Source organism: Streptococcus sp. HMSC072G04 (assembly GCF_001813295.1).
Lineage (GTDB): Bacteria > Bacillota > Bacilli > Lactobacillales > Streptococcaceae > Streptococcus.
This window is the reverse complement of the sequence record NZ_KV812016.1, coordinates 103,358-118,028: the sequence shown is the minus strand read 5'-3', so window position 1 is coordinate 118,028 and position 14,671 is coordinate 103,358. Positions and strand designations below refer to the sequence as shown.

Annotated in this window: 15 protein-coding genes; 1 reads left to right on the top strand and 14 read right to left on the bottom strand. The window is 41.2% G+C overall.

Annotation, left to right across the window (positions count from 1 at the left end):
* Positions 1-109 precede the first annotated feature (109 nt).
* From HMPREF2904_RS03255 to HMPREF2904_RS03190, 14 genes are all read right to left on the bottom strand, one after another.
* Positions 110-1,033: an L-lactate dehydrogenase gene (locus HMPREF2904_RS03255; RefSeq protein ID WP_013903259.1), complete on the bottom strand. Its 924-nt coding sequence runs from the start codon at positions 1,031-1,033 to the stop codon at positions 110-112.
* Positions 1,034-1,185: 152 nt separating this feature from the next.
* Positions 1,186-1,383 (bottom strand): transposase, encoded by a 198-nt coding sequence (locus tag HMPREF2904_RS03250; protein ID WP_070660040.1) that lies wholly within the window; start codon positions 1,381-1,383, stop codon positions 1,186-1,188.
* Between the two features lie 29 nt (positions 1,384-1,412).
* Positions 1,413-2,288 (bottom strand): Rpn family recombination-promoting nuclease/putative transposase, encoded by an 876-nt coding sequence (locus HMPREF2904_RS03245; protein WP_070660037.1) that lies wholly within the window; start codon positions 2,286-2,288, stop codon positions 1,413-1,415.
* A gap of 272 nt (positions 2,289-2,560) precedes the next feature.
* Entirely contained in the window at positions 2,561-4,162 is a 1,602-nt protein-coding gene (locus HMPREF2904_RS03240) for a type I restriction-modification system subunit M (RefSeq protein WP_070660033.1), read from the bottom strand.
* A 21-nt stretch (positions 4,163-4,183) separates the two neighbouring features.
* On the bottom strand, positions 4,184-4,477 hold the full coding sequence (locus HMPREF2904_RS03235; protein WP_021144391.1) for a helix-turn-helix domain-containing protein: 294 nt from the start codon (positions 4,475-4,477) through the stop codon (positions 4,184-4,186).
* The gene (locus HMPREF2904_RS03230; RefSeq protein ID WP_049518263.1) at positions 4,467-4,832 is read right to left on the bottom strand and encodes a type II toxin-antitoxin system RelE/ParE family toxin; all 366 of its coding nucleotides are present in this window, start codon (positions 4,830-4,832) and stop codon (positions 4,467-4,469) included. Before HMPREF2904_RS03230 ends, HMPREF2904_RS03235 begins: the two co-directional genes overlap by 11 nt.
* A gap of 165 nt (positions 4,833-4,997) precedes the next feature.
* The gene (locus HMPREF2904_RS03225) at positions 4,998-6,209 is read right to left on the bottom strand and encodes a restriction endonuclease subunit S (RefSeq protein WP_070660031.1); all 1,212 of its coding nucleotides are present in this window, start codon (positions 6,207-6,209) and stop codon (positions 4,998-5,000) included.
* A gap of 23 nt (positions 6,210-6,232) precedes the next feature.
* Positions 6,233-7,603 carry an SIR2 family protein gene (locus tag HMPREF2904_RS03220; RefSeq protein WP_070660028.1) on the bottom strand — a complete coding sequence of 457 codons (1,371 nt, stop codon included), beginning with the start codon at positions 7,601-7,603 and terminating at the stop codon, positions 6,233-6,235.
* A gap of 24 nt (positions 7,604-7,627) precedes the next feature.
* Complete coding sequence (locus HMPREF2904_RS03215) at positions 7,628-8,782, bottom strand: hypothetical protein (protein ID WP_083307525.1); 1,155 nt, start codon at positions 8,780-8,782, stop codon at positions 7,628-7,630.
* A 100-nt stretch (positions 8,783-8,882) separates the two neighbouring features.
* The gene (locus HMPREF2904_RS03210) at positions 8,883-9,461 is read right to left on the bottom strand and encodes an HNH endonuclease family protein (RefSeq protein WP_070660025.1); all 579 of its coding nucleotides are present in this window, start codon (positions 9,459-9,461) and stop codon (positions 8,883-8,885) included.
* 9 nt (positions 9,462-9,470) lie between these two features.
* A complete protein-coding gene (locus tag HMPREF2904_RS03205; RefSeq protein WP_070660023.1) occupies positions 9,471-12,464 on the bottom strand; it encodes a type I restriction endonuclease subunit R in 2,994 nt (997 codons plus the stop codon).
* Between the two features lie 126 nt (positions 12,465-12,590).
* Entirely contained in the window at positions 12,591-12,956 is a 366-nt protein-coding gene (locus HMPREF2904_RS03200; protein ID WP_070660022.1) for a TIGR02328 family protein, read from the bottom strand.
* Positions 12,957-13,334, bottom strand: coding sequence for a YbgA family protein (locus tag HMPREF2904_RS03195; protein WP_070660019.1), 378 nt, complete (start codon positions 13,332-13,334; stop codon positions 12,957-12,959).
* Positions 13,335-13,593: 259 nt separating this feature from the next.
* On the bottom strand, positions 13,594-13,851 hold the full coding sequence (locus HMPREF2904_RS03190; RefSeq protein ID WP_003011864.1) for a SemiSWEET family transporter: 258 nt from the start codon (positions 13,849-13,851) through the stop codon (positions 13,594-13,596).
* Between the two features lie 280 nt (positions 13,852-14,131).
* On the opposite strand from HMPREF2904_RS03190, the gene HMPREF2904_RS03185 reads away from it, so the two are divergent.
* Positions 14,132-14,395, top strand: coding sequence for a SemiSWEET family transporter (locus HMPREF2904_RS03185; protein ID WP_003012241.1), 264 nt, complete (start codon positions 14,132-14,134; stop codon positions 14,393-14,395).
* The last annotated feature ends 276 nt before the right edge of the window (positions 14,396-14,671 follow it).

The following is a 14,671-nucleotide window of genomic DNA, read 5'->3' as shown; positions in this document are numbered from 1 at the left end:
TTATCTTTGGAGCTTAAAAAGCGAACAAAGATACCAATCAACCACTGAGTCATACTTTTATGCCTATTATACATCGAAGGGTGAACAGATTTTGCCCACCCCCTCACTTTTATGCGTGCTCCAATCCTTTTCGTGTATTTTCTTTGATAGTTTCGGCTGAATGGAGTAATTTTTCTTTTTCTTCTTCTGTCAAATGCAAATCCAATCGTTCAAGAATTCCTTTTCGACCCACGATCGCTGGGTAGCCAAGATAGGTTCCATATTCTGGACGATAGTTAGACACTGGCATTTCCTCGTGGCTATCATTGATCACAGCTTCTGCCAGGCGTTGGGCTGCTGCTGCAATCCCAAAATTGGTATAGAATTTGCCAAAGAAGACCGTGTGGCCACCGCGCAAGGACTCGTAGTTGATGGCGTCAAGCTCTTCTTGAGAGAAGAGATCGGTAATGGCGTGTCCTTTGACACGGACTTGACTCCAAGCGACAAATTGAGAATTTCCGTGCTCACCGAGGTTGTAACCTGATACACTAGCAGGAGAAACCTGCAAACGATCAGCGACTGCACGCTTCATCCGAGCTGTATCCAGTAAAGTCCCGGTCCCAATCACCTGTTCTTTTGGAAGGCCGGTATATTGTTGATAGAGTTGAGTGACGGCATCGACCGGATTGGTCACTACCAATAAGACCCCGCTAAAGCCAGAAGCCTTCAAATCACGCGCTACTTGCACTACTTGCTTGCTGGTAAAAGGAAGCTCCGCAAAACGGTCATCTGTGTTATTAGCCTGCAACTCGATATTTCCAAGAGTCGACACTACGACATCCGCATCTTTTAAAGCCGCGTAGTCATTGACCGTGATATGAACCGGATACCCGGTATTGGCAACTGTATCACAGAAATCCAAGGCATCTGCCTTGACCTTTTTCTCATTGGTATCAATCAAGACCAAGTGATCACAGGTGTGTTTCAAAATCATGCTGTGGGCCAAGGTCGCACCCACATGCCCCAAACCAATAATACCAATTTTTCTTGTCATCAGAATCCTCTTTTCTAGTATCGATCACACTGTTGGTGAGGATAGCTCTTTGTTGACTCTATTCTACCACAATTCTAGAAAGGCGGATTGAAAAAATGGGAAAATTTTCAATTTTTTTCAAAAAGAAAAGAGGCACTGCCTCTTTTAACGACTCAAGAAAGAAGAGTCTCAATCTCCTCCAGCGACAAACCCGTCATCTCCGATATCAGATCAGGCGTCATTCCTCGTGAGATCATTTCGCATACCAACTGTTTACGACCTTGTTCCAGACCTTCTTCGCGTGCTTCGTCTATAGCCGTCTCCAGGGTCATATCATAATTTTCTTGAATACGAATACGCTCGTCTATCATGGTCTTCTCCTCCTTGGTCCAGCTAGATCTTAAACTATCATAGATTTGATCTCCTCCAGCGATAAACCCGTCATCTCCGATATAAGATCAGGCGTCATTCCTCGTGAGATCATCTCGCATACCAACTGTTTACGACCTTGTTCCAGACCTTCTTCGCGTGCTTCGTCTATAGCCGTCTCCAGGGTCATATCATAATTTTCTTGAATACGAATACGCTCGTCTATCATGGTCTTCTCCTCCTTGGTCCAGCTAGATGAATCCAGTAATGAATCTGCGTGGGCAACGGCCTGACTGGGAGCTTTTGTAAAGGGAAGATTCCCAAAAAATTCCAGCCACTGTCTGCCTGCATCTGTCAGGTTCTCATCTTTATTATACTTGTCTAGCTCTAAAAAGGCAACCTGCAGAAGATTTTGGTGCTTACCATTTTTATAATAGGCCTTAAGTTGCTTGCCAGACCGGCTATTGGTCAGCCAGTACTTGTTGATGGCGGCCTCTTCGTCTAGTAAGAGCGACTTCTCCAAAATCGCAATCCCATAGACGGGCTCCATCTGCTCGTACATCCTATGTGTCTGTCCTTGCTGGCGCAGTTTTTGCACATTCTCCACCAGCTGATTGGCCAAATAGTAATGGAACCGATTCAAGAAATACTGCTGCTTGCGAATCTGGATCTCGATGATCACCTCGGTTCCATCATGGAGCTTGGCTCTCACATCCACCGCAGTGGAGAACAAGTCATCCTCCTCATAGGCCATGCTGTGGGGCTGGCTTCCCTCCACAATCTGAGCGTCCGCCACATCCAGCTCTAAAATATCTCGAATAAATGCTGCCGTCACCTCTGGTAAACTAAAAATCTTCTTGGCCATGATGTCCAAGGTCGGCGATACATGCGCGTGTCTCTTTTGCATCCCTGCTCCTTTTCGATAAAAAATGAGGCTGGGACAAAAGTCCTAGCCTCTCAATTATTTTTGGATTGTCGAGCAAGACGCAGTGGTTGAGTGGGCTCTACTACGCTGATTTCATCAGCCTTTACAGCCCTACTCAACTGTGCGGAGGTGGGACGACGAAATCGAATTCTAACGAATTACCGATTTCTGTCCCACTCTCACTTCTATTATTCGAAAAAAATTTGGGAAATAGCGAAAAGAATATCCTTTACCTACTACCATCTCCTCACACCCTAACCCTTAAACTCTTGGACGAATTTCTTGAGTTCAGCATCAGCTTCTGGTGTTGTTCCATGAAGCTGGCTGAGCATGTCTAGAAGAGAAGCTGTCTGGGTCTCAATGGTGGCGTTGGTCTGATTGATCTTGGCCACGATCTCTGTCAGTGGCTCCACTTCTTCTTCCTCAAAGGTATCCACATAGCGTGGGATATTGAGATTGTAGTCATTCTCGACGATCTCCTCAAAGCTAGCCAGATGAGCAAACTTATCCATATCCTCTCTGCTCTTATAGGCCTTGAGGATCTTCTCGATATGAGCATCCGTCATGATATTCTGGTTCTTGCCCTTGTCAAATTCCTTAGAGGCATCGATAAAGTAGACGTCCCGATTGGTCCGGTTCTTCTTGAGAATGATGACCGTCGTTGGAATACTGGTATTGAAGAAGATATTGGCAGGAAGACCGATCACCGTATCAATGGCGCCTTCTTCCAGCAAGGCCTTGCGAATGGTTCCTTCAGCATTGCCACGGAAAAGGACTCCGTGAGGAAGGACGATAGCCATGACACCCTTGTCCTGCTTGAGGTGGTAATAACCATGCAAGAGAAAGGCGAAGTCAGCCTTGGATTGAGGGGCGAGCTTGCCAAATGGGGAGAAGCGAGGATCTTGGAGGAAGCCGGAGCTTGCAGACCACTTAGCTGAGTATGGTGGGTTCATAAGGACCCCATCAAAGTTGGTCGGCTCTTGTGTCGGCCAGTCTTCGTCCAGCGTATCGGCATTGTGCAAGAACTGGTTTTCCACCGGAACCCCGTGTAGGATCATGTTCATTCGAGCCAGGTTATAGGTAGAGGTATTGAGCTCCTGACCAAAGTACTGGACGGTTTGAGGCTGGTGGGAATACTTCTTAGCATTGAGCAAGAGGGAGCCTGATCCCATGGTGGCATCGTAGATGGTAAAGCCCTGCACGTCTTCACGCCCTAAAAAGGCAATCTGGGTCATGAGCTTGGCTACAGGCTGGGGCGTATAGAACTCTCCAGCTTTCTTACCCGAGTCAGTCGCAAACTGACCAATCAAGTACTCGTAAGCATCCCCAAGCATATCACCCGCATGACCTGCCACATCCAGCACTGCCAGCTCTTTCATAACAGCAGCCACTAGCTGGTTTTGCTTTTGAGGAGTGGCCCCTAGCTTCTTGGAATAGAGATCAATATCCTCAAAGAGGTTTTCATAGAGGTCATCACTTTGCTCAATGTCTCTGAAACCCTGAGCCAGATCTTCCAGCTGGAAGGTCCCTTCATTGACTCGGTCTACCAAGGCCGTAAAGGTCAAGTCAGGCTTAATGACATAGTTGAGCTCATCGGTGATGACGGAGATCAAGTCCTCTTGAGAGTCTGGATCCTCATAGTAGGATCGGTAAAGCACCAAGGCTTCATCCAGACTTTCTGTCTCCTCCTCCATAGTCTCCGCTACAAAGAAGAGCAACTTATCTGAGAGGTACTTGTAAAAGATCATCCCCAAAAGGTAAGACTTATAGTCATTGGCATCCATCTTAGAGCGGAGCACATCCGCTGAGTTCCACAGGGCTTGGTAGAGCGACTGGGAGGTTTGTGTTGTTTCCATAGTAATTCTTTCTGATTTCTTTTAGACCTTTTCTTGCTCCAGTGGGACGACGGCGAGGGTCTTGCCCAGACTGGCTAAGACTTTCAAGACCGTGTCCAATTGAGGACTGGTCTTTCCTGTCTCCATCCGAGCGATGACCGGTTGACTGACCCCACTGAGTTCTTCTAGTTTCTTTTGGCTAATTCCCTTTTCATGCCGAGCCTCGATCAGCTCTGTCATAATCGCGACCCGCAGATCACTTTCCAGGATTTCTTCCTTGGTGAAGAGCTCTGCTCTCACATCTTTCCAATTGCTGCCGATGGCACTATTCTTCATCTCTTAGCCCTCTTTCCTTCAAATCTTGCAACTCCCGCTTGGCTTTCTCGATCTCTCGTCTAGGTGTCTTTTGCGTCTTTTTGACAAAATGATGCAGTAAGACAAAGCTCCCATCCAGCCAAGCCACGAATAAAATCCTATCCCGCAAGGGTCTCAACTCCCAGATCTCCGCATCCAGATGCTTGATGTAGGGTTGGCCAGCACGTGTTCCATGCTGGCTCAAAAGCTCGATATAGTCATTAAGCTTGTTGAGCTTGATCCGGCTGTCCTTATTATCGCGACGAGCTAGCTCCCTCATGTAGTCCAGAACAGGTTGATTCCCCTGTTTGTCCTTATAAAAATAAATAGCGTGCACAAAGCAACCTCTTTTCGAATTTATTATAACTCAAAAGTTATTAAAAGTAAATACTTTTAAGTTATTAAATACTAAGGAGCACCCTTTGAACGAATCAAAGGGACTCACTTATACTATTCGAAAAATGAAGGGCTTATGGTTGCTGATAAGGGGAATTTTTGAAGGTTAGATAAACATATCTTGTAAGAGTTTCTTTTTCAGTGTTTCTAGCTGCGAAATCTTTTCTTGGTGAGTAGCGATGAGGTTATCAAGGTTGGAGAAATAGGCGCCGATAGCTTGTTGCTCAGGAAGAGATGGCACAGATATTGAAATATTCTCTAAATATGTGTAGTAAAGGTTTGCCACACTACCTCCTTCCACTCGTTTTGCAAATTCCTTTTTCATTTTAGCATTGAAATAATTTGCTATAAATAAAGGATTATTAGGTGTATTATACACTGAAATCATTTCACCGATAGCAACATCTTTTAATGATAACCAACTACAATTTGCAAAATCTAATGGATTTTCACCAACCCGAGGTACTAGTACCTCATTACCAGAACTCAATTTCAAATTTTCTTTAGGAATTGATGTATACGAGTATATTTTATCTATTTTTGTGGAGAATTTTGTATACAACTCGCCATAACGTACACACGGTGTTGTTGCATCATCAGTCACCGACCATTTCGGTGCACTTTTTCCATAATAGAAAGAGCCAAACTCTCCAATTGTTCCTTTTTCCCACTCACCTTCAAATCCATCCAAACGAATCTCAGGAACGGTCTGGCCAGTTTTGGGAAACATCTTGGAAAGCATGGTCACCTTGAGAGATTGGTAGTTGGCAAGATTGTCCTTGTAGCTAGCCAGAAGGTCGTAGAGGGTGCGGAAGAGAGAACCAATGGCGGATTGTTCTTCTTGGCTAGGTAAATGTAATTCAATACTTTTAACTATTGCCGCAGAAAGATTCCCTTGCCCACCTTGTAGATATTTTTCCAAAATATTATCTTTCTCTTTCTTAAGATAATTCATAATAAACTCAGAAGAATATCCTAAATTTGGTTTAATAGCAAGTATAGCCTGATTAATAGCACCATTTATCTGGCTTATTGCGACCTCTCCACTTGTTGCACCATACAGTGCATATAGAATATCACCTTTTTCTACCATTTTTGCTGAAGAGTCTTTCAAAGCGTCTTCACTTATAAATAAGTCTGTTTGATTTGATCTAATTTCTCCAGAACGGATAAAAGGAATGTTTCCTTCATAATAAGTCTTATTACTTGATTTTGGAGTCCCTCCTGAAAAACTAGTCGTTATATCACCTATTGTTTTTCTTTCAAGAGAATTATCATATCCCTTAAATCTAATTTTTTGATTATTATGTTGATTCATTTAAAATCTCCACTAAAATACATCTAACAAAACCATGGCATAAAATGAGGAATAACCCCGTTCTTATATAGAGTAACCTTTTCTTTACAATAATTGTAAAGTTTTTGGTTTCTATTATCTTTTAAATAGGATAATAATGATCCTAAATCGACAAAATTTTCCTCTTCAAAAAAGAACATCGGCGGTAATAAAGCATCTTCTCTCTTACCACATGCAAACATTTCCAATGCTAAAAAACCATCAGAATACCCTCGATCATAATAAGCTCGTAAATATTCATTTTCATTAATCCTTTGGTTATATAAAAGTAAATAGCTACGAACAACTTTATGAATATATTGCGGCATTAACATTCTTCCTGACTTTTTATCGGCATGACACCTCTGAAAAGCATGAATTAGGCCATCTTGATAAGCAATACTTAATAAAAGTTCGGGATATTCTTGTAAAATTTTATGAAATTTTGTATCATCCATCCACTTAACATGCTCATTTACCAAAGTGTCATTTGCATATTCAGTAAATTGGTATAACTCGCTATCAAAAATTATTTTTCTTTTAATAAGTTCTTTTTTCAAAGATTTAACAAAAAATGTTCCATCAGTAATAATAGGAATTATATTTTTAGAATCCTTCTCCATCCACTCTTCATCAATTGTAACTAAATAAAATTGATTGGCAAACTGTCCCAAATCATCTGAAAGAATCTCAATGATTTTATTCAAATCTTCATCACCAAAAGAAAAACCTACAAAAACTACTGTTTTTGTTGATAAAATAGATTTTAGCCTATCCCCAATAGGTTTTGCTGACAATTTTTGATAACAATTTTCATAGTCCTCCTCAGTAGCAATAATTGAACCTACATTTTTAATAGAACCATGAATTTTAAAAACCCTTTTCTCAAATGTATCCCACAAAGCAACATCTTCATTATAAATAATTGGAAACATGTCACAATTATCCTCAAAAAGACAATCCCAATTAGTCGTTATCACTGTTTCAATTTGAGGAATTTGTGAAACTTCAGTATGGAACTCAGATGCTATTCTGTACAATTCAGGAAAATTCTCAATCATCTGAAATCTCTTATTTATTTTTTGAAATAATTTTTTCCGACCATTATAAACATTACTACAGTATAGGCTCATAAGTGATGAAAAAGATAAATCATCTCTCACATTAACCTTATTATTTTTTTTTAATTCTTCAAACACATCTGTATAAAAAGTGTAAGGCATGACTTTTTTAGATTCTGTGCTAATACCTGCCCCACAAAATAGCACCAAATTTTTATTAATAACAGCTTGAATAATATCTTCAGGTAAAATAAAATCTTTATTATTCAAACATTGAAAGCAACCTTCTATATTTTCTCCACTAACATGTGCCATAATTATAATCCACTCTCAATCAACTTAATTTTTTATATATAATCCATCGTAATTAATTATCTTGTAAATAATAGAATTAATTCTATCAATTTCATCATCCACTATTTTCATTAAATTCTTAAAATTCATTTTAGTTTCATACTCAACCATATCTATAAAGTAACTACTAGAATTTAAAAAAACTTGTTCGGGAAATGCTTGAATCTTGTAATGAAATATATTATTTCTTAAGCTACAATTATTTGAAAAAAACTTGTTTTTAACTGTAAAAATTTGCTTGAAATCATCCTCATATTCTTTTTTTAGATATTCACTATATTTATTATGTACTTTTATCAGATAATTAACACTTACAAGATAAGTTTGAATTTTTGATCTATAGAATAGAATACCTTTAGAATTAAATACTTCTGATAATACACTAGTTATAAAATTATTCTGACATAATACATTGAAAAGCTGTAATTGAACCTCCATAGGAAGATTTCCTTGCAAAATATTTCTACGTTTCTCATCAATAAGAAAATAATCTTTATGGCTCATGTTATTACTGTCTATTTTAATTTTAGAACCTTTAGAAATAGAATTTGATTTATTAAACAGTTTTATTATATATTCAACAATAAATCCAATATGTTTAGAATACTCAAAAATAACCTGTTCTATTTCTAATAACCATGTTTTAAAAGATACATTTTCCTCAAACTTTATAAAATCTTCAAAATAAAGAAACTGTTGACTGGTATTTCCAAAAGGAATATTATTTATACTAAAAACTCCAAAGTCGCATTGCCCAAACATATAAACAAAAAGTTTTTGTAAAGCATTATAATCTGTTTGAAGTATGGCTTTAAATTCTCGCGAATTTTTTTTAAGTAGTTTACCAGCCTTTGATAATTTTTTATCAGAGTATAATTTTAATCCAATTCTTGAACTTTTTAGTAATTCCTCAAAATTATAATCCCCTATTTTAAAGACATCCATTTTTACATCTTCTTCTTTAAATATTTCAAGCCATCCTAAACAAACAGATGAGATAATTGGAATTAAAGCAATATATATTTCATTATTGCTAACTTCATCTTTGGAATTATAAATCAATTCTAAAATTTGTCTTAATTCTATAGTTTCCTCTAGCAAAATTGATTTGGATACTTCATGTAGACATTTTTGTTTCATTATTTAGCCATTCTAACACTATTTTATCTTACATATTGTCATTTTATATATTTACAAAGTATAAATAACAAAATTAGAAATCATCTTCAATATTTTTGTATTATATTTTTAGTACTTTTTTGCGATAAACGTCAAAATTATCATTTATAATTTTACCTAAATCATTTATTAAATTAATTGATCGATTTTTAATATCAGATTTCTCAAAATTATCTGTTCTAAAAACTTCGTTAATGTAAAACTTTGACTCAACTTTATCAAGTAATACTTTCTTTTTTTCTACAAAAGTTTCATTTGAGATTTTTACATTTGTATCCCTGTGCAATAAAGTTAAATTCCCTAATTTATTCTTGTAACAATCCCCATTTTCAAAATTACTTTGGGGCATAATATGTTCCAACTGCCAAATCAATTTACCTTTATGATCTAATTCTGTAAAGTCTATTGATCTCCCATTACTTTTAAATTTCTCAATACTAATAAGCAAAAAACGAGTAAAATGAACATGCTTCCCTCTATAATAATTAACTCGATCTCTCTGTTCATCCTCAACAAATTTCTGAATTATTTTTTTATAGTCATTCAATTTAAAGTAATGGTGCTTCTTTTCCTGTTCCTTAAAATATTTTAGAAATCCATTACCAAAAACTGTTTCAAAACTATCTAATAATTTATCCACGTTCTCTCCCTACCTCCCCACTGTCAGTGGTTCAATCACCTCTTCGATCAGTTGGGTATAGGCTTCTTTGATTTGTTTTTTGTAGCTGAGTGGGTTGAGGGCATCTGCTACTTCTGCCTTGTAGTCTTTGTAGCGTTGGCTCTTAGTGAGCTGGCTTTCGCCTGCTTGTTTTTTGGCACCTTTGCGGTAGTGTTGGATATAGTAGCGGAGTTCGTTGGCTCCGATATACCAGTTTTTGGCAAAGCTTTCGATATGGCTTTCAATGACGGATTCGATCATCTGGTCCAAGACTCCAGTGATGGATTGTCCTCGGTAGCGTTCGGGCTCTTCTTGGACTTGGGTCCAAAGGTTTTGTATGATCTCTGCTAGGCTTGGATTGGTCCGGTTCAGGCTCTCGATATAGCTATCTACAGTTGCGATATCCTTGTCACTCAGGGTCTGCTCCTCATTTTCCTCCTGCTGAATCATACTCTGGATCAGCATCAGGATATAGGCATAGTTGATCTCATCGACTTGGACAGACTCCAGCTCATAGTGGATGTCTAGCTCATCTTGGCTGTCCACTTCTGGATCCCTGCTCTTGATCTCCGCCAGGATATTTTGATAGAGGCCCAGATAGGCTTCGAGCCGACTGTCACTGAGGCCTGTTTCCCGATAGATCTCTTCCTTATCGTACTCTGAATAGACGCGGATCGAGGCTTGGTACTTGTCAAAGACCTGATAGGCTTTAGCGACCTTGCGGAGCTGGGCTGTTGGAGCCTGCTCGAGGGCGACTCCTTCTTCTTCGAAGTCTGTGACTTGGTCTTTAAACTCTGCCCAGGCTTTTAAGAAGTTGCGCTTCTCTTCTTCCCAGCTTGGTGCCAGGACTTCATTTTCTCCCCCATTGGAGTAGAGCTTGAGGGCATTGTCGACGGCTTCCTTAAAGGCTTGAGGGCGCTGGAAGGTGATGATATGGCCGAAGTGCTTCTTGTCATCAAAGATCCGATTGGTCCGGCTAAAGGCCTGGATCAAGTCCTGTGGGCGCATAGGCTTGCGATCGATAAAGAGTGTTGAAAGACAAGGTGCATCAAAACCGGTCAAGAGACGGTCAACCACGATGACCAAATCCAACTGCTCATTGCGGTAGAGATACTTGTCCTGCTTTCTGGCCAGACGATTATTGACATCGGTGTTAAAGCCCCGCAGATCCGCTAGGCTAAAATGCGTGCCAAACTCTTGGTTGTAGTCCTCCATGACCTGCTTCATGTGGTCTTGGTAGCCGATGGACTCTTCTTCATTTTCAGACACCGAGTAGGTGATGGTAAACTTTGGAAAATCTGGTAGGTATTGTTTGACCCGCTCGGAAACTTTGACCCGCTCCTTACCTGCGAGAATGCTCTTGAGCAGATTGTAATAGGCCTGTGCTCGTGGGATGGACTTGACTGTCAAAATAGCTTCATAGCTCTTTCCGACCCCTTTAGGGATATTGAGCTGTTGCTGACTCTTATTGAGCATGGCATCCAGGACTTCTAGCATGTGCTCCTTGTCCTCATAGGCCTGGTCTGGAATCTCTTCTTCTAGGAGATCTGAGATGATGGTATTGCGGTAGTCTACCTTAAAGCCTAGAACCGCTCCATCATGGATGGCTTCCTTGACCGTGTATTCATGTAGGCGATCGCCATATTGTTGGTGGGTGGTCTGAGCCAGGTCTCCCACTTGTTTGCGTTTGTTTTCCTTGAAGATTGGAGTCCCTGTAAAGCCGTACCAGAGAGAGTTCTTGAAGTAGGCCTTGATTTCCTTTTGCGTCTGTGGAGTGACTGCCCGGTGGCACTCATCAACGACAAAGGCCACGCGCAGGTCCTTGATCTTCCCAGCATCCCGCTGGTACTTCCCTTCTTCAAACTTGCGCATCATGGTCGTGATTTTCTGAATGGTCGTGACCACCACGCGCTTGTCATTGCCCCCTAGGCGCTTGACCAGCTCATGGGTATTGTCCGTCTCGTCGATGTCGATGACATCATTGGCCGCATAAGAGAGGAAGGACGAAGTCGTCTGCTGGTCCAAGTCTCTGCGGTCGACGACAAAGATGGTCTTTTGGATAGCAGGGATCTGCAAGAGATTGCGCGCTACCTTGTAAGAGGTCAGGGTCTTGCCTGATCCGGTCGTATGCCAGATATAGCCTGACTCTTGACGGCGGGAGGCTTCCTGCACTGCCTCGATGGCATGGATCTGGTAGGGACGCAGGAGGATGAGGGCCTTCTTGCTATCGTCGATAACCGAGTACTGCATGACCATCTGGTGGGCCCGAGGGATGGAGAGGACCTCATGAGCAAAGCTGTTGAGATCGATCATGGGCTTGTTGTCCTTGTCCACCCACTTGGTCAAGAATTGCTTGTTTAGCTTACTTTCACGGGCTGCAGCGATATAGCGTGTGTCGACTTTATTGGTCACGACAAACATCTGTAAGCTTGAGTAAATACCACGGAACTTGCCTTCTCGGTCGTACTTCTTGATCTGATGAAAGGCATCTAGAAAGGCTACTCGTGGGCTCTTGAGTTCGATATGGATGAGAGGCAGGCCATTGATCAGAAGGGTCGTATCGAGCCGTCGATCCTGGTCTAGTGGATAGGCCTTGTCGCGTTCGACTTGATTGACCACTTCATAGCTTGACTTACCAGCAGCGATATTGTCCCGCCAAATGACCGCGAGACGGATAGTGCCTAGACTGGCATCCTCACGTTGGACTTCAACCTTGGCGATGCCATTTTCACCAGCAAGCCACTTGGCTGCCTCATAATAGCTGACAAAGTTGAGCTGGTTCTTGATCTGGCGCTTTTCTTGGTCAGTCAAGGGATGGTCCGCCAGCACAGCGACATTGTTTTGCGCCAGCTTATCAAAGAAATTGTCCCACAACTGGTCTTCATTCTTGAGATCCTCTCGGTAGGTCCACTGACTCTCCCCTGATGTCAACTGCTGAATCAGCTGTCTTTCAATCTCAAGTTCTGGAGTTGCTACTGCCTTCATCCGTCTATCCTTTTCCTGTACATAATCTCCTATTATTATAGCATGTTTGGGAAAGAAATTAACGCTTTCAAAGCATTTTGTTGGGAATTGGCGCAAAAAAACGAACCTGGTCTGGTTCGTTTTTTACTAGTCTAGTTGAATCCCTTTTTCTGCTAGATTGTCTAAGCATTCTTTGAGGTAAGTAGCCTGATGCTCGGGATAGATGGGAGTATTCAATGCTTCCTCTTCCAGTTCTGGATAGGCTGGGCAGGTCTTGCCTCGGTAGGTCGGCTCCCACCACTCTGGGCTGACCTTGTAGCCACGAGCGGTCATCTCCTCCATGATCAGGCGGTGATAGGCATAGAGGCGATAAGGCGAGTAGTCAAAGACATAGTTGACCGTTGCATGCTTCTTGCCCCAGCCATTGCCTCGAAGGGCGCAGCATTCCCGGTGTTGGCCGAGGAGCTGGGGACGAGGGAGTTTGCTAATCAAATCTTGGTGCCACAGTCTCATCTATTGGCCTCCTAGTAGTGTCGAGTCTTGCAAGTAGCGATTGGGATAGCGCTCAAGGAGCGTCTGGATCCCCTTGATGAGATCCTCTTGGCTAGCTTGCCCATGCTGGTATTTCTCAAGTAGCAGCATAAAGCCTGCCTTTTCCTCAAGAGTCGCCTGCTTTTTGAAATAGCCCCAGATATGCTGGAAGGCATTGGAGACCTGGCCACGATTTTCTGGCAAGGCCAGTGCTTGCTGGATCAAGCCTTCGACATGGCTGACCTCCACCTGGTCTTGCTTGAGGTATTCCCGGATCTCCTTGTAGGTGTTGCTGGAATGACTCAGCACCAGGTATTTATTTTTCGCCCATAGGACTTGGCAGTGATGTTTTTGATCCACTCGTGTCTCCTTTTGATCTTCTCGGTTAATAGTCCCCCCATTATACCATGGAAATGAGTGAAGTTATAAAAAAGAAGCTGGGACAAAAGTCCTGGCCTATCAACTGTCTTTGGATTGTCGAGCAAGACGCAGTGGTTGAGTGGGCTCTACTACGCTGATTTCATCAGCTTTTACAGCCCTACTCAACTGTGCGGAGGTGGGACGACGAAATCGAATTCTAACGAATGACCGATTTCTGTCCCACTCTCTCTTTCATTAATTACAAGGCTGTGATCGCTGTGATCAAACCAAAGATGATCCCTGGTGCATTAGCTGCAGCAAGTGGGATATCGCGTTCTTTTTTGAAGAGTCCATAATAGACCCAAAGACTACAGTTGATGGCTGCCACTAAAGGTTGAATAAAGTTTCCTTTGTGACCAGCGAGATTATCCATGATTTGTGGGAAGTAAGACACATACATCATCACAGACATAAAGGTCGCAACCCAGCCAAGGATTTTCATTTGTTTTTCATTCATTTTTATGACACCTTTCATTTTTTAAGTATGCACTATTCTAACGCTTCCCCTCTTAAAATTCAAGTACTTTATTCAAATGTTACCGAACTGTAAAGTGTCACAATCTTGTGATTTTGCAGGAAGATGGATTTCTTTTCGAGTGGATTTTCTCTCTAGTTGCCATTTTTTGACACTTTGTCTAATTCTTTTGCAAATGTGATCGTTTTCATTTTGCGTAGCATGCAAATTAATTGCATTTTCTTCCTACTTATGCTATATTGATACACAGAGGTAAAATTTTATGAATAAACAAAAAATCAACCAAATCGTTGGCTCGATCGGTGCCTTTATTGGGATTATCGTTTTCATTGCCTACATCCCACAAATTATTGCTAATTTACAGGGAAATAAGGCCCAACCTTTCCAACCCTTGTCAGCTGCTATTTCTTGCTTGATCTGGGTCATTTATGGTTGGACAAAGGAACCTAAAAAAGACTGGATTTTGATCATTCCGAATTCGGCAGGTGTCATCCTAGGGGGATTGACTTTCCTTACATCACTTTAATAGAAAGTGAACAAAGACTGAACTCTACGGGTTCAGTCTTTTTTGTGTATCCCTTTGAAAAACAAAAACAATCGCAGTCGGTTTTCGTACAAAAAAGCCCGCTATGAGCAAGCTAAAAAAATTGACAATTCTTTTCTTTGAATAACCTATGCTGGATTATTGTGCAAAAATATCCAAATAATATCTGATTATTATTAGAGTATATTGAAACTTTCCGCTGTGAGAAAAGTGCCTGAAATAATTATGTTTCAGGCACTCGGAATTATTGAGACCTTA

Excerpts from the sequence above, each read along its gene's own strand:
- HMPREF2904_RS03200 (WP_070660022.1), bottom strand. The coding sequence starts at position 12,956 with ATGAGACTGTGGCACCAAGATTTGATTAGCAAACTCCCTCGTCCCCAG.
- HMPREF2904_RS03245 (WP_070660037.1), bottom strand. The coding sequence starts at position 2,288 with ATGCAAAAGAGACACGCGCATGTATCGCCGACCTTGGACATCATGGCC.
- HMPREF2904_RS03235 (WP_021144391.1), bottom strand. The coding sequence starts at position 4,477 with ATGAAGAATAGTGCCATCGGCAGCAATTGGAAAGATGTGAGAGCAGAG.
- HMPREF2904_RS03215 (WP_083307525.1), bottom strand. The coding sequence starts at position 8,782 with ATGAAACAAAAATGTCTACATGAAGTATCCAAATCAATTTTGCTAGAG.
- HMPREF2904_RS03185 (WP_003012241.1), top strand. The coding sequence starts at position 14,132 with ATGAATAAACAAAAAATCAACCAAATCGTTGGCTCGATCGGTGCCTTT.
- HMPREF2904_RS03205 (WP_070660023.1), bottom strand. The coding sequence starts at position 12,464 with ATGAAGGCAGTAGCAACTCCAGAACTTGAGATTGAAAGACAGCTGATT.
- HMPREF2904_RS03225 (WP_070660031.1), bottom strand. The coding sequence starts at position 6,209 with ATGAATCAACATAATAATCAAAAAATTAGATTTAAGGGATATGATAAT.
- HMPREF2904_RS03250 (WP_070660040.1), bottom strand. The coding sequence starts at position 1,383 with ATGATAGACGAGCGTATTCGTATTCAAGAAAATTATGATATGACCCTG.
- HMPREF2904_RS03190 (WP_003011864.1), bottom strand. The coding sequence starts at position 13,851 with ATGAATGAAAAACAAATGAAAATCCTTGGCTGGGTTGCGACCTTTATG.
- HMPREF2904_RS03255 (WP_013903259.1), bottom strand. The coding sequence starts at position 1,033 with ATGACAAGAAAAATTGGTATTATTGGTTTGGGGCATGTGGGTGCGACC.
- HMPREF2904_RS03220 (WP_070660028.1), bottom strand. The coding sequence starts at position 7,603 with ATGGCACATGTTAGTGGAGAAAATATAGAAGGTTGCTTTCAATGTTTG.
- HMPREF2904_RS03240 (WP_070660033.1), bottom strand. The coding sequence starts at position 4,162 with ATGGAAACAACACAAACCTCCCAGTCGCTCTACCAAGCCCTGTGGAAC.